This is a genomic window from Qipengyuania sp. CAU 1752 (assembly GCF_054482615.1).
The window spans coordinates 798283-817731 of the sequence record NZ_JBTLRE010000001.1; the positions used below are offsets into that span (position 1 = coordinate 798283).

The 19449-nt window shown below is 58.7% G+C and carries 20 protein-coding genes and 2 tRNA genes; 10 read left to right on the forward strand and 12 right to left on the reverse strand.

Features of this window, described 5'->3' with window-relative positions:
* Positions 1–99 precede the first annotated feature (99 nt).
* A complete protein-coding gene (locus ACXYL9_RS03860; protein ID WP_459038267.1) occupies positions 100–1197 on the forward strand; it encodes a fatty acid desaturase family protein in 1098 nt (365 codons plus the stop codon).
* Positions 1198–1266: 69 nt separating this feature from the next.
* On the opposite strand, the gene ACXYL9_RS03865 is transcribed toward ACXYL9_RS03860, so the two are convergent.
* From ACXYL9_RS03865 to ACXYL9_RS03895, 7 genes are all read right to left on the reverse strand, one after another.
* Positions 1267–1518, reverse strand: coding sequence for a hypothetical protein (locus ACXYL9_RS03865; protein ID WP_459038268.1), 252 nt, complete (start codon positions 1516–1518; stop codon positions 1267–1269).
* Positions 1519–1586: 68 nt separating this feature from the next.
* Positions 1587–2105: a GNAT family N-acetyltransferase gene (locus tag ACXYL9_RS03870; RefSeq protein ID WP_459038269.1), complete on the reverse strand. Its 519-nt coding sequence runs from the start codon at positions 2103–2105 to the stop codon at positions 1587–1589.
* Positions 2102–3199: an LPS export ABC transporter permease LptG gene (gene lptG / locus ACXYL9_RS03875; protein ID WP_459038270.1), complete on the reverse strand. Its 1098-nt coding sequence runs from the start codon at positions 3197–3199 to the stop codon at positions 2102–2104. Before lptG ends, ACXYL9_RS03870 begins: the two co-directional genes overlap by 4 nt.
* A gap of 6 nt (positions 3200–3205) precedes the next feature.
* The gene (locus ACXYL9_RS03880) at positions 3206–4459 is read right to left on the reverse strand and encodes an LptF/LptG family permease (RefSeq protein WP_459038271.1); all 1254 of its coding nucleotides are present in this window, start codon (positions 4457–4459) and stop codon (positions 3206–3208) included.
* A 119-nt stretch (positions 4460–4578) separates the two neighbouring features.
* Complete coding sequence (clpS, locus tag ACXYL9_RS03885) at positions 4579–4911, reverse strand: ATP-dependent Clp protease adapter ClpS (RefSeq protein WP_459039854.1); 333 nt, start codon at positions 4909–4911, stop codon at positions 4579–4581.
* Positions 4912–5187: 276 nt separating this feature from the next.
* Positions 5188–5973: a phasin family protein gene (locus ACXYL9_RS03890; protein WP_459038272.1), complete on the reverse strand. Its 786-nt coding sequence runs from the start codon at positions 5971–5973 to the stop codon at positions 5188–5190.
* A 155-nt stretch (positions 5974–6128) separates the two neighbouring features.
* Positions 6129–7994 (reverse strand): PHA/PHB synthase family protein, encoded by a 1866-nt coding sequence (locus ACXYL9_RS03895; RefSeq protein WP_459038273.1) that lies wholly within the window; start codon positions 7992–7994, stop codon positions 6129–6131.
* Positions 7995–8165: 171 nt separating this feature from the next.
* On the opposite strand from ACXYL9_RS03895, the gene ACXYL9_RS03900 reads away from it, so the two are divergent.
* The 6 genes from ACXYL9_RS03900 (at position 8166) to ACXYL9_RS03925 (ending at position 12247) form a co-directional block, all read left to right on the forward strand.
* Entirely contained in the window at positions 8166–9344 is a 1179-nt protein-coding gene (locus ACXYL9_RS03900) for an LL-diaminopimelate aminotransferase (protein ID WP_459038274.1), read from the forward strand.
* A 119-nt stretch (positions 9345–9463) separates the two neighbouring features.
* Positions 9464–10036 (forward strand): helix-turn-helix transcriptional regulator, encoded by a 573-nt coding sequence (locus tag ACXYL9_RS03905; RefSeq protein WP_459038275.1) that lies wholly within the window; start codon positions 9464–9466, stop codon positions 10034–10036.
* Positions 10037–10051: 15 nt separating this feature from the next.
* Complete coding sequence (locus ACXYL9_RS03910; RefSeq protein ID WP_459038276.1) at positions 10052–10387, forward strand: hypothetical protein; 336 nt, start codon at positions 10052–10054, stop codon at positions 10385–10387.
* A 135-nt stretch (positions 10388–10522) separates the two neighbouring features.
* On the forward strand, positions 10523–10906 hold the full coding sequence (locus ACXYL9_RS03915) for a hypothetical protein (protein ID WP_459038277.1): 384 nt from the start codon (positions 10523–10525) through the stop codon (positions 10904–10906).
* Between the two features lie 68 nt (positions 10907–10974).
* The gene (locus ACXYL9_RS03920) at positions 10975–11358 is read left to right on the forward strand and encodes a JAB domain-containing protein (protein ID WP_459038278.1); all 384 of its coding nucleotides are present in this window, start codon (positions 10975–10977) and stop codon (positions 11356–11358) included.
* A gap of 82 nt (positions 11359–11440) precedes the next feature.
* Positions 11441–12247 (forward strand): crotonase/enoyl-CoA hydratase family protein, encoded by an 807-nt coding sequence (locus ACXYL9_RS03925; protein ID WP_459038279.1) that lies wholly within the window; start codon positions 11441–11443, stop codon positions 12245–12247.
* Between the two features lie 33 nt (positions 12248–12280).
* Here ACXYL9_RS03925 and ACXYL9_RS03930 read toward each other — a convergent pair whose 3' ends face one another.
* Positions 12281–13057, reverse strand: coding sequence for an acyl-CoA thioesterase (locus ACXYL9_RS03930; protein WP_459038280.1), 777 nt, complete (start codon positions 13055–13057; stop codon positions 12281–12283).
* 144 nt (positions 13058–13201) lie between these two features.
* Between ACXYL9_RS03930 and ACXYL9_RS03935 the strand changes: the two genes are divergently transcribed.
* Both ACXYL9_RS03935 and ACXYL9_RS03940 read left to right on the forward strand, forming a co-directional pair.
* Positions 13202–13275: transfer RNA gene (locus ACXYL9_RS03935), tRNA-Cys, on the forward strand.
* 27 nt (positions 13276–13302) lie between these two features.
* Positions 13303–13378: transfer RNA gene (locus ACXYL9_RS03940), tRNA-Thr, on the forward strand.
* Between the two features lie 315 nt (positions 13379–13693).
* On the opposite strand, the gene ACXYL9_RS03945 is transcribed toward ACXYL9_RS03940, so the two are convergent.
* The 4 genes from ACXYL9_RS03945 to ACXYL9_RS03960 are packed head-to-tail and all read right to left on the reverse strand — an operon-like array spanning position 13694 to position 16740.
* Complete coding sequence (locus tag ACXYL9_RS03945) at positions 13694–14470, reverse strand: hypothetical protein (protein WP_459038281.1); 777 nt, start codon at positions 14468–14470, stop codon at positions 13694–13696.
* A 24-nt stretch (positions 14471–14494) separates the two neighbouring features.
* Complete coding sequence (locus ACXYL9_RS03950) at positions 14495–15319, reverse strand: hypothetical protein (RefSeq protein ID WP_459038282.1); 825 nt, start codon at positions 15317–15319, stop codon at positions 14495–14497.
* A 1-nt stretch (position 15320) separates the two neighbouring features.
* The gene (locus tag ACXYL9_RS03955) at positions 15321–15950 is read right to left on the reverse strand and encodes a hypothetical protein (protein ID WP_459038283.1); all 630 of its coding nucleotides are present in this window, start codon (positions 15948–15950) and stop codon (positions 15321–15323) included.
* 16 nt (positions 15951–15966) lie between these two features.
* Positions 15967–16740: a hypothetical protein gene (locus tag ACXYL9_RS03960; protein WP_459038284.1), complete on the reverse strand. Its 774-nt coding sequence runs from the start codon at positions 16738–16740 to the stop codon at positions 15967–15969.
* 596 nt (positions 16741–17336) lie between these two features.
* Between ACXYL9_RS03960 and ACXYL9_RS03965 the strand changes: the two genes are divergently transcribed.
* A complete protein-coding gene (locus ACXYL9_RS03965) occupies positions 17337–19106 on the forward strand; it encodes a bifunctional helix-turn-helix transcriptional regulator/alpha/beta hydrolase (RefSeq protein ID WP_459038285.1) in 1770 nt (589 codons plus the stop codon).
* Positions 19107–19449: the final 343 nt, after the last annotated feature.

The window sequence follows — 19449 nt, forward strand, 5'->3', positions numbered from 1 at the left end:
TGCGCCAAGTCAAGCGATCCAGTCGATTACTCTGTTAGAGATGCCGCGTTTGTCCTTCGCACCCGTGATGGGGTAAAGGCCTTCCATAGATACGAGATCATGAACACCGAACCTTCCTTCGATGCGGCCCAGACCGCACCAATTACGCCCGAACGTGGCTGGCACGCCCAGTTGCCGGACGACAAGGCCATGCTCCGTGCGGCAAGGGACCTGGTGAAAGATCTGGGTGAAGCCAAGGGCGCGATTTACTGGCCCGATATGCTGGCTTCTGTCGGCATCGGCTATGCCGGGATTGCCGCTGCTATCGTGTTCGAGCCGCTGGCCGTCAAGATCGCAGCCGGACTTGTCGCCGCGCTGGCGCTCTATCGCGCGCTGATGTTCATTCACGAACTCACCCACATTCACAAGAAAGCGCTGCCCGGCTTCCGGCTCGGTTGGAACCTGTTGGTCGGCATCCCGCTGCTGACGCCGAGCTTCATGTACGAGGGCGTTCATACACTGCATCACAAGCGCACCCAGTACGGGACGATCGAGGATCCCGAGTATCTCCCGTTGGCGCTGATGAAACCCTGGACGTTGCCGATCTTCGTGCTGGTGGCGCTGCTGGCGCCGATTGCGCTGATGATCCGCTCGGCAATCCTGGTGCCGCTTGGCGCGGTTTTGCCGCCACTGCGCCGCTATGTGTGGGAAAGATTTTCGGCCCTGTCGATCAATCCTGATTTCCGCCGCCGTCCGCCGGAGGGTGATCTCAAGCCGAAAGTCTTCTGGCAGGAGACCGGGGTGTTTATATGGTCATGGGTGTTGATAGGCAGCGTATTCGTGCTCGGCTGGGCTCCGCTGTTGACCGCACTCGCCATTCTCAGTCTGACTGCGCTGCTCAACCAGTTGCGCACGCTGGTTGCCCATTTGTGGGAGAACGAGGGCGAGGCGATGACCGTTACCGCGCAGTTTCTCGACAGCGTCAACGTGCCGCCGCCGGGCAGGATTGCCGAAATCTGGGCTCCGGTCGGCTTGCGCTATCACGCGCTGCATCACCTGATGCCGTCGATGCCGTATCATGATCTGCCCGAAGCTCATCGCCGACTGCATTCGGAACTGGGTGGCGATTCGACCTATCATGGGGCCAATCATCCCGGGATGTTGACGCTCGTCGGGCGGATCGCCCGTAGCACGATGACTGCGGGCCGCCGCTCCTGAGATTATAGAAAAAAGGGGCCACTAGCATCATGCCAGCGGCCCCGTTTCGCACTCTGTCGGAATGCGAGCTTAATTGTTGAGGTCGACCTTGGCTTCGACACCGTCTTCGCTGATCTTGGCGTCTACATCGCCGCCATCGATCTCGACGCTCGAACCTTCGTCGGTATCGACGGGCGTTTCGACATATTGAGTTTCAGCCGCGGTCGGCTGGACAATCGTGGTGTCGCCAGCATCGCCATCGGCGGCTTCAGGCGCATTGGCTTCGGCACAGGCACCCAGGGTAAGCGCTGCGGCGAGGGCAGGAATTGCAAACTTGTTCATGTCATTGATCCTTCGTGGCGACATTGCGGCGAGCAACGGAGCTTTTCCGCATTGGTTCCCGGCTTCAGCTAATCGAGGAACCGGATCATCGCGCAGCGCCGCTCCGCGGGGAGACCATTATCGGCCTCCAGCGCCAATTCGCTCGCCAAGCGCGGATGGGCATCGAGCGCGGTGACTTCCTCGAAGCCGAGACGCTGGTAGAACGGCCCGTTCCATTCGATGTCGCGAAAGGTGGTGAGGGTGAGGGCGACGAAGCCAGAATTGCGGGCATCGACCATGCAGGCTCTTATCAGACCTGCGCCAATACCCCTGCGTTGCCCGTCGGGATGAACCGAAACCTCCCAGATATGCAGTTCCCGTCGGAACGGCTCGGTGGCGAGGAAACCAATCGGGCGTTCGCCCATATAAGCTGCAAGACAATGACCCTTGTGGATCAATGCGCGCAGGTCGCCCGCTGTCCAGGTCTCGTCGAAATTGATCTCGGAAAGATCGGGGTCGCCGCGAAACAATTCTCCTGCGGCGCGCTCGATGGCCGGCCATGCGAGTGCATCGTCCGGCCGCGCCAGACGGAGCGACCAGTCGCTCATTCCTCGGTCCGGATGAGAACAGTCTCGCCTACCAGCAGGAACAGGAAGAACGGCGCCCAGGCAGCAAGGAACGGCGGGTAGCCGCCAAAACTGCCCATGGCCAGCGCAGCATTGTCGACCACGAAATAGGCAAAGCCCAACGCCATGCCGATAACCGCGCGGACGAACAGCTGTCCAGACCGAGCAAGGCCAAAGGCGGCGACAGCGCCCAGCAATGGCATCAGGAATGCCGAAAGGGGCCCCGACAGCTTGTGCCACCACTTGGCGCGCAACTCGGCAGTGCGGCGGCCTGTCTCCTCATAGGCATCGATGGCGCCGCCCAGATCCCAAAACGGCTGGCTATCGGGATCGATGGCCTCGAGCTCGATCTGTTGCGGCGTCAGCCCCTCGCCGACGACCATGGCATCAGCGTTAGTCGTGTTGGCGGTGGCGACCTCGAACCGCTGCGGCTTGTCCAGTTCCCAACCGGGATCGACAAAACGTGCCTGCGGCGAGCGGATTTGCTCGGATATCTGTCCGCCTTGCCCGCGACCATACCAAGTGACTCCGCCCAGCACGATGCCCTTGCCGCTGCCGGTAACCGTGCGCGCAGTGAGAATATTGGTGCCGTCGGTGATGTAGACATTGGCCTTGGTGTCGGAGCCGGGGGGCAGGGCGCCGTATTCAGTCGCCTCCCAAGCCTTGAGCGTCGCGGTGGAACGGGTGACGACCCGTTCGTTGAAGGCGAAGCTTGCCGCTGCCACGAGCGCGGAGGTCAGCAGCAGCGGAGCCAGCACTTGGTGTGCGGACAGGCCCGCTGCCTTCATCGCCACGACTTCGCTGTTCTGGTTGAGGGTGATGAGCGAGATGATTGTCGCCAGCAGGACCGAGTACGGCAGGAATCGCTGGATCAACTGCGGGATGCGCAGGCCCGCATAGGTCAGCAATTCGCTCTGACCATTGCCTTCGACGGCCAGGATGTCCCCGCTCGTCGAAAGCAGGTCGAGCATGATCAACACCAGCACTAGCATCACCAGCATGGCAAGGATGCGCACGATGAACAGCTTGGCGAGATAGAGCGTCAACGTGCGCGAAGGGAAGAAATCGAGATGCATGATCGGCTACTCGGCAGGCTCAGGCACGGTGGGAGAGGCGAAGTCATCGGTCCGATGGCGCCGGCGCTTGAACAGCTTGCCGATGCGCTTGGACAGCTTGGCGAAGACGCTTTCGAGCGCCCCGATCGGCTGACCGCCCGGCTTGTGCGCAAGGGTCCAGTACATCCACACGATCAGCGCGGCGAACAGGGCGAAGGGTCCCCATAGGCCGATGATGGGATCAACCCGTCCGAGGGCGGCAATATCCTCGGCATACTGATTGATCTTGTGATAGCTGACCACCATCACGATCGAAACGAACACGCCTAGCGCGCTGGTCGAGCGCTTGGGCGGGACAGCCAGCGCGACTGCCAACAGTGGCATCAGCAGCATCATCACCACCTCCACCAGGCGGAAATTGAAACTGGCCTGGCTGGCATCGCGCTTGGCCTCGCTCTCGCGATCGCTCCAGCCGATTTTCAACAGTTCGGGTAGAATATATTCGCGCTCGGCATCGCCGCGGGCACGGAATTCCTCCATTCGGGGCAGGTCGATCGGCAAATCGTGCCGGGTGAAACTGAGCACGCGCGGGGTCTGCGCCCCGCCGTTCTTCAGACCGGTATCCTGGATGATGGTGCCATCGGTCAGGCGCAAGATAATGGTATCGACGCTATCGGTCGTGGCGAGGAAGCGTCCCTCGCGAGCGCTGATCGACAGGACCTGGCCCTTCTGGTTGGCGACCCGGGCGAAGATGCCCTTAAGCTTCCGACCGTTGTCTTCGCTTTCTTCGATCCTGAGCGCCATGCGCTCGGCCACGGTGTTGAATTCCCCGACCTTGATCGAAGCGCCCAATGCGCCCGAGCGCAGGTCGTATTCGAGTTGTTCGTAGTAATAGCGGCTCATCGGCTGGATGTAGAACACCAGCGCAATGTTCACGGCGACGAGGATGCCGGTCAGAAAATACGGTACTCGCAGCAGCCGGCCGTAGCTCAGCCCGACACCGCGCAGAACGTCGAGTTCGCTGGTGGTGGCAAGTTTTCGGAAAGCGAACAATATACCCAGCAACAGGCCAAGTGGGATGGCGAGGCTGGCATATTCGGGAATCAGCGCGCCGAGCATCTTGAACACGACGCCGATGGGGCCGCCCTCGACGGCGACGAAATCGAACAGCCGCAGCATCTTGTCGAGCAGCAGCAGCGACGCCGCCAGCACGAATACCGACATCATCGGCACGATGGTCAGCCGCAGGATGTAGCGATCAATCGAGGGAAGGAATTTCAACACCCTGGGGTCAGTCGCTCACATTGTCACCGGGCCGGTATTGTGGCCACCCGACGCGCTCTAGCGGGAAAACGGGTCTAGCGAAAGCGCGGCGAACGCTCTTGCAACTGTAATGATTGCTACGCTTTTTCGAGCGTGCATTGCAGCGGATGCTGGTGCTGCTTGGCGAAATCCATGACCTGGTTCACCTTGGTCTCGGCCACTTCGTAAGGAAAAATGCCGCATACGCCTACACCGCGCTGGTGCACGTGCAGCATTACCCGGGTTGCCTCGTCCAGGTCCATCTTGAAAAACCGCTTGAGGACCATGACGACGAATTCCATCGGTGTGTAATCGTCGTTCAGCAGCAGCACCTTGTATTGGCTTGGCTTTTTGGGCTTGCTGCGGGTTTTGGTGGCGATGCCGACCTGGCCTTCACCGTCGCCATTCTTGGAATCGTCCCCTTCCGTCATCCGCACAAGGCGGCACGGAAAGGCGTGTTCAGGGCGGATCAGGTCAGTCATCACGAGGGGCAATATCGTATCGTCCGCTTCCCATGCAAGATGGTCGATCACGCAAAAGTCTTGCGAGCACCAAATGCGAGAGGTTTCGAGGCCGCTGAACCGTCCAGGATGAACAGACACAGCTCATGAAAAAAGGGCTGGACGGCGATTGCCATCCAGCCCTTCCAGTAATCCAGCCGAGTGGGAGAGGAGAGGGTACCCGGCCTTCAAACTGTTCGCGTATGCTTACGCAGCCTTCGAGAACTTCTCGGCGGCTTCGCTGTAGCGGCTCGAAATCGGAGCGAATGCTTCGTTAGCAAGCTTCAGCCAAGCTTCGGTGTTCTTCGAGCTGTAGGCGACGACGGCGTCGAGATTGCGACGGGCCAGTTCACCCTGCAGCTTGACCAGTTCGGTCGGCGACTTGACAGCAGCGACGAGCTTGACGTCTTCGCGAGCCTGCTCGGCAGCCTTCTTGCTGTTTTCGAAACCTTCGCGGGCCATTTCCTGCACGCCGTTGGCGAGGACCTTGCCCGAAGCAACTACGGCTTCGAGATTGGCCTTGTTGAATTCGACGACATCGCCGGCGAGTTCGGTGCTCTTGGTGTAAGCGCCCTTGAGGCGGGTCTGTGCGTCGGCGGCAAAGGTCTTCGCAGCGTCAGCGATCTTGGTGGTGTCGGTAGCCATGATGGTGTCCTTCAGCTTGGAAACGGTGGAATTGGCGGGCGCGGCCTTCTTGGCAGCGACATTCTTCTTGGTGGCAATCTTCTTGGGAGCGACCTTCTTGGCCGAAACCTTGCGGGCAGCCGGCTTGCGCACGGTTGCCTTGGCAGCCTTCTTCTTGGCGGCTTTTTTCGGTGCCGCCTTCTTGGCCGGTGCCTTGACGGCTTTCGCCACGGCCTCGACCTTGGGTTCGGGCTTGGCGTCCGCTTCCACGGCCTGTTCGACCTTGGCAGCGTCTACTTTCGCGGCGGCAGCCTCGGCATAAGCCTTCTCGGCGGCGGCATCGATCTTGCTGGTGGCATTGTCGGCCATGGTGTTTCGTCCTTGATCTTCGATTGCAGGTTATGTTGCAGTGCACAAAATAGGCATTGCAACTGCGAAGTCAAGGATTTTTTGTGCACTGCAACATAACCAGAAAATCGGTGGCCAAGCAATTGAAATACATGTCTTAGCTTAGCGCCGGTAGGCTAACGGGAGGCGACATACCGCCCTGGAGCATCCTCGATAACCTTGTCGTTCTTGCCCGAACCCGGCTTGCGCTTGCCCTTGGCCTTGATAGTCTTGCTGTCCTGCGCGCGGATCCATTCGATCCAGTCCGGCCACCAGCTCCCCTTGTGCTCGGTCGCACCTTCGCGGAACTCGTCTAGCGTGGCGAGATCGTCCGCCTCGTTGATCCAGTATTGGTACTTGCCGCTTTCGGGCGGATTGACCACGCCGGCGATATGGCCCGAGCCCGCCAGCACGAAGCGGATCGGTCCGGTGAAGTGATCGCGGATCGTCCAGACGCTTTCGGCTGGCGCGATATGGTCTTCCTTGCCGGCCTGGACATAGGTCGGGACCGATACCTTGCGCAGATCTATTGGCGTGCCGTCGGCGCTGAGCGCATCGGGCTCGACCAGCCGGTTCTTGCGGTACAGTTGCTCAAGATAGTCCTTGTGCCACTTGGCCGGCAAATTGGTAACATCGCCGTTCCAGTGCAGCAGGTCGAAGGCCGGATAGTCCTCGCCCAGCAGGTAGTTGTTGACGACGTAGTTCCAGATCAGGTCGGTCCCGCGCAGCAGGTTGAATGTTGCCGCCATGTAGCGCCCGTCCAGATAGCCTTCACCTGACATGGCTTCGATTGCGGCTATTTGCTTGTCGTCGATGAAATGCAGCAATTCGCCTGCCCGCTTGAAATCGACCTGAGCGGTGAAGAAGGTCGCGCTCTTGACCTTGTCCTGTTCGCCGCGTCGAGCGAGGATTGCCAGCGTTGCCGCCAATGTCGTGCCGGCGACACAATAGCCGATGGTGTGGACATGCGGCACGTCGAGCCGCTCGCGAACGTGATCGATCGCATCGATCTGGCTGCGGATGTAGTCGTCCCAGACCACGTCCTTCATCGAGGAATCAGCGGACTTCCAGCTTACCACGAATACTGTCAGTCCCTGCTCGACCGCCCAGCGAATGAAACTCTTCTTGGGGTTGAGGTCGAGGATATAAAAGCGATTGATCCAGGGCGGGAAGATGACCAGCGGCACTGCCAACACGTCCTCGGTTGAGGGCGAGTATTGGATCAGCTGGTACATCGGTGTCTCGTGCACGACCTTGCCCGGCGTCACCGCGATGTTCTCTCCCAGCTTGAAAGCATCGGGATCGGTATGCGTCAGCTGACCGCGGCGCATATCGTTGAGCATGTGCTGCATGCCCTTGACCAGGTTCTGGCCCTTGGTTTCCAGCGTACGTTCAAGGACTACCGGATTGGTGGCGGCAAAATTTGCCGGGCTGAGCGCATCGACCAGCGCCTTGACCGCAAAGCGCAATTGCTCCCGCTTATCGTCATCCACGCCGTCAAGCCGGTCGACCATCGTTTCGAGCTGTTCGGCCATCAGCAGGTAGGTCTGGTGGATCAGGGCAAACACCGGGTTGCTGCGCCAGCGTTCGTCGCCAAACCGGCGATCATTGCGTGGCAGGTCGGGCGTTTCCTCGGAATTGTCGCCGAACTGCCCTCCGAACTTCCCCAGAACGCCCTTCCACATATCCATGGCGTCTCCCCAGAACTGTTGCTGGGCGGCGAGGTCGACCATCGGCATCCTTTTGTGGAAGCTATCGAGATAGGCCATCCAACGCGTCGGGTCGGGCATTTCCTTCGACAATTTCGATGCCTGCTCAGCCTGGAAAGTCAGCCACATCGACTGCATTGTCCCGGCATTCTTGGCCCATTCGCCCAGGTCTTCAAGTTGCGGCACCTGCGTCGGCGCGCCGGGCATCATCTGTCCGAAGATCGTCTGGGTCGCCTCGTCCTGCAGGTCGAACATCTTGGCAAATGCGGCGGTGGGGTCTTTGGTATCGCTCATCAGGTTTCCTTTACCGGGAATTCTTGCGCCAGTGTGTCATGCGACACAAGGATTAAACCCCGCCCGGACTGCGCATACGATTGCCCTGGCCGATTGCAGCCCCTGCAACTTTGGGACACTAAGGTTTTTCTGCAGGCCTGCAGAACCGAAGGTTCACTATAGACGGGACATATGGATACCGATTTCTACCGCATGAAGCGCCTGCCGCCCTATGTCATCGCCGAAGTGAATGCGATGCGGCATGCGGCGCGCAGGGCCGGCGAGGACATAATCGACCTCGGCATGGGCAACCCCGACCGCCCGCCGCCCGCTCATGTCATCGACAAGCTGTGCGAAGTGGCGCGCAAGCCCGATGCCCATGGCTATTCGCAATCACGCGGCATTCCGGGATTGCGCCGCGCCCAGGCCAATTATTACGGCAAGAGGTTCGGAGTCGACATCGATCCGGAGAGCGAAGTCGTCGTGACGCTTGGCTCGAAAGAAGGGCTGGCAAGCCTCGCCACTGCCATCACCGCACCCGGTGACGTGATCCTAGCGCCCAACCCATCCTACCCGATTCACACCTTTGGCTTCATTCTGGCGGGGGCGACCATAAGGTCGGTACCGACGACTCCGGACGAGGCCTATTGGAAGGCGCTGGAAAGCGCGATGGCCTTTACCGTGCCGCGGCCGAGCGTCCTGGTGGTGAATTACCCCTCGAACCCGACGGCCGAAGTGGTCGACCTGGCCTTTTATCAACGGTTGGTGGCCTGGGCGAAGGAGAACCGCGTCTGGGTCTTGTCCGATCTCGCCTATTCGGAGCTGTGGTACAACGACAAGCCCACGCCTTCGATCATGCAAGTGCCCGGGGCCAAGGATGTCGCGGTCGAGTTCACCACGCTGTCCAAGACCTATTCGATGGCCGGCTGGCGCATGGGCTTCGCTGTCGGCAACCGCGACCTCATCGCCGCGATGACCAGGGTCAAGAGCTACGTCGACTACGGCGCGTTCACACCGATCCAGGCGGGTGCATGCGCTGCGCTCAACGGTCCACAGGATGTGGTCGAAGAGAATCGCCGGATTTACCACAAGCGCCGCGACGTATTGGTCGAATCCTTCGGCCGGGCAGGGTGGGACATCCCGCCACCGCCTGCATCGATGTTTGCCTGGGCGCCGATTCCGCCGGCTCTGGCGCATCTGGGCAGCCTCGAATTCTCCAAACAGTTGCTGACGCAAGCCAAAGTCGCGGTCGCACCCGGAGTGGGGTATGGCGAGGAAGGCGAAGGATTCGTCCGGATTGCCATGGTCGAGAATGAGCAGCGGCTTCGCCAGGCGGCCCGCAACATCAAGCGGTATCTCGCCTCGGCCTGAGGCATTCCGGTTCCCCAGCTATCGGAACATCGCCAGATTTGGCGTATTTATACAAGCGGTCCGATTGAGTTGTATGCCATCTTGGGGTACCCGGACCGATGCAGCAGGAGCATTTACCCATGCGGTCGCCACGGTTCAGCGCGCTAACCGACCGTCAACAGGACGTCCTCGTCAGGATTGATCGGCGCATGCCGATCAAGCAGATCGCTGGCGAAATGGGTGTGTCCGACAGCCGTGTAAACCAGCATATCCGCGCCCTGAAGGATGCTTACCAGGTCGAAAACCTGAAGGATCTTGTCGATTGCTACAGGCTGGAAGTGAGGGATTCCGGCGAATCTGCACCCTACAGGAACCTTGCATCCAGAAATTCTCAAGTCCCACAACCAGAGGAAATGGACGATTCGGAAGTCCGGGTCGCACCCGGGGAATTCGTCCTTTCTGATGTAGCGCCACTTGCGATCGAGGCGCCTTGGTCGGTCAGGAACGAGCCCCGGGTCGTCCCCGGGGTGCTCGACGGCGATCATGCTGTCCTCTATCGCCTTGCCGTCATCATTGGGCTGGCTCTTGCGTTTATCGTTCTGGTCATACTGGTGGTGACGGCAGCACTCTCAATGAGTGAGGCGTCGGGAAGCAGAGAGTTCGGACCCCGCAACGGAACCACGCAGACGGAGATGAGCAATCCGGCTGCCTGATCGGAGTGCCGAACCATGTCCATTCGTATCGTCGAAGATGCCCGCCAGATCCGCAAGCAGATCCGCGAAGCCGAAGCCGTTACCGACGAAGCCATGCTGGCTTGCGCCAAGCTCAAGCAGGTGATTCTCGTCGCGCGCCAGAATCCTGAAGTCGGCGTCGATGCTTGCCAGAAGGCGATGCTGCGCCTGATGCAGGCTGAACAGCAGGCGCTGGCCATGTCGACCAATCTGCTGCGCGTCCATGAAGAACTCAACAAGGTCAGCCGCGAATATATGGGACCCGACGAAGAAGGCGAAACCCATATCACGCCGAGCGCAATCGAAGCCGCCGAGCCGGCTGTCGCGATCTGAGCGCGAGCGTCAGGCCGAGTGATGTTCCAGGAACTCATAGAAAGTAGGCTTCTGGTCCAGAACCTCGCTACGGCCCTTCTCTTCCTGATTGCGATTTGGAAAGGGAAGGGCCCTGAGCGGGCCTGCGCCGGAACCATGCTCGCGATGATCCTGGTTGATCGCGGCTACCACGCGGTTTTCGGACCGTCTCCCACCTTTGAAGTGATCGACGCTTGGCACCTGCTGCTCGATACTGGAGCCCTGTTTGCGTTCGTTCTCATAGCGCTGAGGGCGAACCGGTTTTATCCGCTGGTGCTGGCGGCGGCGCAGTTGGTGGCGTTTTCGGCGCACCTCGTGCGCATGATGGTCGAACCGGTTTCCAGCCTGTCATATTTCCTGCTGTACACCACACCGTTCTGGTTCCAGCTTTTTATCCTCGCTGGCGGTTTGGCCCATCACTATCACCGCAGTACGACCATCGGTCGATATCGCGATTGGCGTGACGCTGCCCCTGTCGATCACCGGGCAAGCTTTTCCTGATGGGCCTGCACGAGCCTCTCTCATCGAGCACCGCGCAGGCATTTCCTGCCGCTCGCGGTCTCGAGTCGATGCCGACGGCGATCGCCGACCCGCTGTTCCTCGCTTATCTTCACAGTCGTTTTGCAGATGCCAACGAGGAACGCCTGCATGTCGTCTATTGTGACGACAGGGACCGTTATCTGCATGACGAAACCCTGATTATCGGCGACGATAACTTCCTGGTACTGCGGGCGAGACCGCTCATCCATCACGCTCTGGCGATTGGGGCTGGCAGCATCGTGCTAGCTCACAACCACTTGTCCGGCCAATGCCGCCCCAGCGCGCAGGATATCGTCGCCACCCACCGCCTGCAGGATCTTGGGGCCGCAGTCGAGTTGACGCTACTCGATCACCTGATTTTCACCCGCGACCGGTTTTTCAGCATGGCGGCAGGCGGACTGTTGCGCCGATAGCGGTCCTGCCCGATGGTCCGGGCTGGACAGGCGGCTCCTGATCCGCGATTCCTGCACGCAGACAAGGTTTCAGGAGATCTCCATGAACTTCCCCAACAACGACCGCGTTTCGATCACGCTTGACGATGACGGGGTGGCGCAGGTCCGCTTCGTCCGCGCCGACAAGATGAACGCACTCGACAATGCAATGTTCGAGACGATGATCGCGGCGGGAGAAGCGCTGCAGGATGCTGCCAGCGTGCGGGTTGTAGTCCTGTCGGGTGAAGGAAAGGCTTTCTGCGCCGGGCTCGATCTGTCGAACTTCGCCAATCCCCAGGGCTCGGGAAACGGCAAGCTGACCGACAGGTCACATGGCGATTCGAACCGGCCGCAGCAGGTCGCGACCCAATGGCGCAAGCTCAAGGTCCCGGTCATCGCCGCTGTTCACGGAGTATGCTTTGGAGGCGGTCTGCAGATTGCCAGTGGGGCGGATATCCGCATCGTCCATCCCGCAACGCGGATGGCCATCATGGAGATGAAATGGGGGTTGGTGCCGGACATGGGCGGTTACCAGCTATGGCGTGGGCTGGTGCGCGACGATATCCTGCGCGAGCTGATTTACACCAATCGTGAATTCAACGGAGCCGAGGCCAAGACGCTGGGCCTAGCCACGGAACTTTCGGACGATCCGCTCAAGACTGCGACCGAACTGGCCCGCACCATTGCCGATCGCAATCCCCATGCCATGCAAGCTGCCAAGCGTATCGCCAACAAGATGTACGACCTGACCACGTCGGAAATCCTGATGGAAGAAAGCATCGAGCAGGAGGCTATCATCCGCCAGCCCAATCAGGTCGAAGCGGTCATGGCCGGGATGGAAAAGCGCAAGGCCAATTACACCGACGTTTGACCGGTCGGGGGCAGCGCGGTCGCCGCGCAATGATCAGCCGAACACTGCCACCGCTTGCAGACCGTCCATGACCAACAGCCCATCGGCGTTCCACAGCCGCAATCGCTCGCTTGAATAGCCACCGTCGGCGTGCTGGCTGGCGGTTTCGCCCAGCCACCAGCCGTCGCGCGTGCGCGCGTCTGGCTCGAGGATGTTGAACGACCAGTTGATCGAGCTGATTGGCCCCGGCCGCTGCATCGCCCGCATCGAACCCGGCGGAAGGGTGTCGCCGACCAGGATCAATTGCGATGCCGCATCCAGACCGCTGGCATCCTTGAGCCGGAACCAGCGACGTACCACCGGTGCTCCGGGGCCGCGCTCGTCCTGCCCGCGTCTCAGTTCGAAATTGTTGCGAATGAAGGGCGGCCCCTTGTCGCTCATCACCGTTTCGCACTCCTCGGGCGAACCCGGCCACGGGTCTGCCTTGGGAGCAGGGTGGACCGCATTGGGCTCGCGTGGGGTGCCGAAGAGCCAGAATGCGGTCAGGCCGACCTTGCCCTCGACCAGCAATTCGGACCGCACCTGCGCGACATTGCGTCCCTGGCGGACCATCTCCACCCGCGTTTCAATCTTCTCGCCAACCGGGGCCACGAAGCCGACTTGCCCTGCTCGCAAGGGGGGCAGGTCCGGGAATGCGCGAATGGCCGCCGTATAGGCGACCAGCGCGCTGGCCCCGCCGTAGAGCGTGCGTCCCTGGAGCCAGTCATCGGCAGGTAAGGTGACCGGGCCGCCTTCAGCGGTGATCGGCGCGAGCAATCGAGCGACAGTCATGAACTTTCACATACAAGATCGCTTCCCGCGCGCCACCCTCGAAAAAAGGTCGGGGCTGCGGCATGAAATCGGCGATTGAATTGCAGTGGGAAGGGCGCTAGGTGGCCGCTTCCCGCGCAATGCAGCGATGTGCTGTGCGGGCTCGGCCCGATGGCGGAGTGGTTACGCAGAGGACTGCAAATCCTTGCACGCCGGTTCGATTCCGGCTCGGGCCTCCACTTCTTGCGCAGACATTGCGCTGGAATGCCGCTTTAGCTCAGTTGGTAGAGCACATCATTCGTAATGATGGGGTCAGAGGTTCGAATCCTCTAAGCGGCACCATAACTTCAGCAGGTAAATCGCAGCTCCAAGCCAAAAGGACGTTCGGCTTGTAACGCGTTTGGGGCCGACTTGGGTCAGTCGTGGCTGCAAAAGCAAATTGCCCAACCAAAACCCATACCTGGGTTCTCCGCCTGTTACTGGGACGATGGCTGTCGGTCCGGTTAGCGGATCTCGCACGGCAATTCCCGCCGTTTTGCTATCAACCCAGTTGTGAACATCCTGCAACACCGCGCAGGATCAATCTGCGCAATTGGCTGATGGCAAATCTCTCCATTTCAAGCCAACCAGAGCGAACTTTCTCCGCGCGATCGGACTTCACGGCGCCAGCTTTGTGCTGGCGATGCAGATGTCGGCATTGAAGGGCATCAACCGAGGGCCGCCCTTCTTGTGCTTGGTCAGCAGCGTGAAACGCGAGAAGCCTGGTTTTGCGTATGAGAAGACAGTCGAATCCTCAATTCCGATAATCTTCAACTGATCGTCGACAGGCATCATTTTGAAGGTGTTGGAGGAATTGCATTCCGTGCTTGGCGGGACGGGGAAATCCGGGAGCGTGAACTGAATACTGACCGCACCATGGCTTCCCCTGGAGCAATTGCGGTTGCCGGCGCAGTCCCTCTCTGATGCAAAGACAGATAAGGTGATGGGGACCAGTTCTCCGGACGGCTTTCTCGTGCGTCGGCTATGTATCCATAGGTTTCTTGCGTCTGCCCTTACGGCACGTCCGGCAAAGGTGACGAAGTCATCAACCCTGATACCAACAGGGGAGGTGCCGGCACCTGAATTCGTGGTCCGGTTGAACAACGTGGTTTGGTCTTCAGTATACTGATCCTCCTGGACTCCAACGGGAGGTTCGCTTCCGGAATAGGAGGACAGCGTTACCCTGACCGTGTCCAATTCCGCTGTCCCGTCATTGTCGCCCGTCTCCAGCACCTTGAACAGGCTGAGATTGCGTATTTCGATACGGTATACGTCCGGGGCAGAGCCTAGTGTCTGGTTATCATAAGTAGTTCGCGCGGACACGGCTGGCGGCATGCCCAGGGACAGCACGGCTAGGGCACCCAGAAAACATCCAGATCTGCTGCAGAATTTCATCGCCTGTTCCTTATGGTTTGCGGGTCACCGTCCGGGGATCTTGCGGTCGCGCGGTATCCTGGGGGCTTCCGGCCTGACATCGGGAAGGTTTGGAAGCAGTCTGGTGGCTGATATGCAGATCTCGCCGCTCTGCATTGCCAAGTGCGGACCTCCCGATCCGGAGGCGATTTTTGCACCGGTGCTCGACCCGCTAAATCGCGGCGCAATCGTTTCCACGCTGCGGTCGCTGCCCTGGACAATCGGGCTCAGTCGCATGGTTGCGCCGTTGACAGCCGATATCCGATACGTGTTTTCGGGAATGCATCTCAAAGACCTGGTGGTGGGAACCGGCAGGCTGATATCGTAGGTTACGACACCCGTATTGCCACGCCCGCAGATATTGTCGCTGACGCAATCGAGTTCCCGCGCGTTCACGCTGATCTGGAATACCAGTCGGGGGCCGCCAGCACCCGGCGCGTTGCTTTGCCGCGCGTGCACCCACATGTCGTACGTATTCTCTCTGCCCGGCTCTAACCGGTCGAGATTGACGCGATCACCAATCCCCACGTCGATCACATTCCTGGTCGTGCGCGGCCCACCATTTACGCGAAAGAAGGGGTTAACCTCGGTGACGGCGTGGGACTGGCTGTCAGTTCCGGCCAGTCTGATTTCCAGCTTCTGCAGCTCGCTTACACCATCGGAATCGCCCGCCGACATCGCCAGAAAGGCGCGAAGCGTCCGCAGTTCTATTCGCCAGACGTCGGTGGCCGAACCAAGCGTGTGCACGGAACGTTTCTCCTGCGCCCAAGCATTGGGGGCAGAGAGGAGCAGTGCGCTGGCAAATACCGCGAATGTGATGTTGCGTATCATTTTACCTGACCTCCACCTTTCCGCCCTGATTTAGCTTGATGGCCTCACCAGTGACCGCTCCTTGTAGTATTCGAGAAGCTGTGAAATATTTTTCCCTACTTCTCGTCGACGAATAATCTTTCTTTACCGCGAGCGTAAAATATTCATTTTCTGAAAATCTAATACGCATCACATTTTCAAATGGACGCGTTGAATCCGGTCCCTGCGGCTCAAGTATATCAATGGAAACACCCTTTTCTATCGGAGAAACCTGAACCGCGTAGTCTGTAACAACGCGTTTGCGAAATCTCTTCAAGGGCAAGAAAAAACTGCTCCAGTCGATTTCCGTATTGACGCTTCTGGGGATCGCGAATGCAGCGAGATTTGGCTCGAACCTATTGAGTGGTCGATCAGGCCAGACGCATTGCCCAGGCTCCAATCGTCCATTGCTCTCGTTCCATCCCCTTGTCCCACTCTTGAATGGGATGAAAATGTTCATCACACCTAACTTGGCTTGCATAATCGGTCGAATATCGGACCCTCCCCTGCAGATGAGATAACCATATCCTTCGGCTGGCGCACCTGTTGCACTGGGGCTGAGTGAGGCCAGTGATATTAGTCCCGCTGCGATCAGAATATTTTTCAGTTTCATCTTGAGTAATCCCGGTTCAGTCGCTGATCCGCGACAATGCGTTTTCGAACAGAAGCCGCGCCTTTTCCTTCATGCCCGGATCATCGGATATTATGGTCAGCCCGAAGCTGCCGTTTTCCATGGGTGCGATGTACTGGGTAGCGAAGCCGAATTGGTCTTCCTTCTCGCGCAGCAAAGCCTGTTTTCCCGCCAGTTCGACCGGGGTCCAGCCTTTCGATTTGCGAAATTCATATTCATTCGGTGTCGGCTCGGAGAAGATGAAATCGAGCGAGACCTTGTTCCCCGCGTTGCTGCTGGGGAAGATGCTGGCGATGCAGGTTTTCGCGTTGCTGGCATGGCTGGAGACATTGCCTCCTTCGACTACGCCGAACAGATCACGCAGTGCAGCCTCGCTCCAGATGCCGCAAACATCGAACGCAGGACCCGCCGGGGTTGTCGCGGCTGCCGATACCGCAGGCGCGTTGGGCAGTTTTGCCGCGATCTCGTTCGCGGCAGTGCGCAGCTGGCCAACGGAGGTATAAACCCCGGTTGTCCTGATGAAGATGTAATTGTCATCGAGGTTGAAACCGAAGGCATAGGGCCGCGGATCGCGTTCCTTCCAAGTCGGATCCAGCGCCACTGCCGCATTGCGCCCTGGGCCGGATTGCGGCTCAATGACAGGCGGGTTATCGAGATTATACAGGCGTTTTGCGATCGGCGTTGCTGAAGACGCAGGCTCGACGGTTACAGCTATCTCGAAGCCGATATTGCGGTTCCAGACGCACTCTTCGTTCGAGGCTGTCCGGAGCACAAAATCATCTGCATTCTTGACCGTCGAAATCGCGGTTGCATCGCTGAGAAACGGACAGCTGTCGGCCGCTTGTCGTGGAGCTGCGGAGCTTGCGGCCAGGGCAGCCGAAAGCGAGATAGGCGCAGTTCCAAGTCCGACTGCTGTATCGCTTCCTGGACTATCTCCACCTCCGCTGCTGCTTGCTTCGCTGCAGGAACACAATGCCGCAATTGCTATCAACGACCCTGCAAGCCCAAAGCGAGAGCCTAGCCGTCCGTGGCCTTGGCGGCATACAAAATTGGATGCATGAGCTTGAGCAGTGCGATTAATCATCTCGTTTCTGGCCCCCTCGACAAAAATTCTCGCATCGAACAATGGCAGAAAAAATGGGCGGCCTGAAACTATCAATCATGCCGAAGTACGATTCCACCAGCCGCTGATATTTTTTGTCAAATTCAACAGCAGTAGAGCATGTCAGTAAATTCGGGTCATGCCCCAGATGGGGTATGCGGCGCATTTAATTTGTGTCCGGATTTTGTTTTCGATAGTTATTATACCGAGGGCTATTGCCGGTAATTGACGGTTCGGATGTCGGCTTTGTCGATTTTGGAGGTTCCATGCAGAAGGACCAGCAATCATCGGTTTCCGAAATAATCTCATCGATTTACGCGTCGGCATTGCGCCCGGAGCTTTACCTGGAGTTCTCCAAGGCATGGGAAAGGGGTGTGATCGCACCGATCCTGCAAGGGTCGCGTGAAAGTGTGCCGTCGCGCGTTGAGTTGGAGCAGCATTTCCGGCTGGCGCTAAAGATATTTGAAACCGCAAAAATGACCCGGCGCCAGTCAATCCAGGATTTTCTGGACGCTCAGAATTTCGCGTCAGCAATCGTACGGGCGGATGGGACGCTGATCGCCTCCAATGCGCAATTTCGAGATCGCTTTCAGCTACAAGCTAAGGGGTCAGTCCTCGACAGGATCGAGCGATTGGTTACGGCCGATGCCGGTGGCCTGGACAATGGGAAGAAGTCCGTTTGGCCGGCGGGGGAGGATGTCGCGGTAGCGGCACGCTATCACTTTGCAGATGGAGGGAAAGACATTGTCATTCTCGAGAAACTGCAGGACGAACAATTCACGCAACCGGCCGACGGCGAACAGTTCCTGGTCAAATCCTGCCAGGCAGGATGGACCACTGCCGGAGCGAAAATTCTCGAACGATCATTCGACCTAACTTCGGCAGAATTGGAAATCGCGAAAGAGCTCTACGCAGGACTTCAGATCAACGAGATCGCACAGCATAGGAGCCGGGCGATCGGCACTGTGCGCAAGCAGGTCAAATCTCTCCTCACGAAGGCGGATGCGCACCATCAAAGTGAGTTGATCGGTTTGATAACCGGCATAATGCATGTTGTTGCTGCCAAGCCGGATGATCACACTGTTAGCTACTCGACTGCTCAGCTCGGGGATCAATTTCAGTCGACGACCATCTTGGATCTGCCTGATACGCGAAGGTTGCAGTACGAGCACTACGGCCACGCACAAGGGCTGCCGGTGCTGTTCCTACACGGCCATACTTCGTCAGCAGAACCCACACAGCACCTCGTCGACTGCGCCGCCGAAGCACGATTGCGAATAATTGCTCCATACAAACCAGGGTTGCGGCAAACTTCGGCTGACGATGGGTTGTTTGAACCGATGGCCTTCATAGAGGACTGCCTGCGCGTCCTCGACAGCCTCGGGATAGAGCGTATTCCGATTGCAGGACATGCCATGTCAGGTGTTTACGCCATCCATGCTGCGGCCAAGTTCCCTGACCGGTTTTCATCCGTCGCGCTTCTGGACACCGGGATTCCACTCGTCAAAGAGGAGCAATTCCTACAAATGCCGGAGGGCAGCAGACGGATATTCCATACCGCCTGGCACACCCCGGAACTGCTCTATGCTCCATTTGCCTTTGCCGGCGAGACTTTTGCCCAGAGCGAGGAGCACGAACACACGGTCATGAAGTCGCAATTCGCTGAATCGAAACACGATAGCAAGTTGCTGCTTTCTCCGAGATATTACCGCCCAGCGAAGAACGCGATGGCAGATTTCTTTTCAACGCCAAGGCGATCGGTCGATGAATTGATTTATTGGGTGACTGACTGGACGAAGGCGCTGTTGAAGGTGGCAGATAGTTCGCCTGTTTTGTTCATTCACAGCCAGGAGCATGATTGGCTGCCCTATCAAGAGGTGGCGGAATTCTGCGCGAAAAATCCCAATCTAGAATGCGTTGTAGTAGAAAATACGGCGCAGCTTCTTTTCTACGAAAAAAGCGATCTGCTTTTCCAAGCAATAAGAATGTCGTGCAGCGAGCATCGTGAACCGATTGCGGCCAAGCATCTGGTTTGACCGCTTCTGGGCCGATAACGGACAGTCGAATCTTAGCTAATGATCGAGGTTCGTACTACTTCGTAACGCGCCCTGCCCGCGAGTATGCCGATGACTTCTTTCCACCCGAATTGCTGCCGTTCGGCCACCCTGCGTTGCTTCAGAAAGTCGCCGCTCGTGGTGATCTTCTCCCCGGTGTCCACAAGCTCAAAGGCGTGTGGCGCCGGTCGCTTTTGAAGTTCGTTCCTACGGAAGTGCTTTCGCTAGGAACTCGCTCAAACTGGACCTTCGTTGCGTTTGGGTCTTGCGTGGGTGAGGTGGAATTATCCTCCCACTTAGCGTCCCAAAAACTCAGGAAACCTCG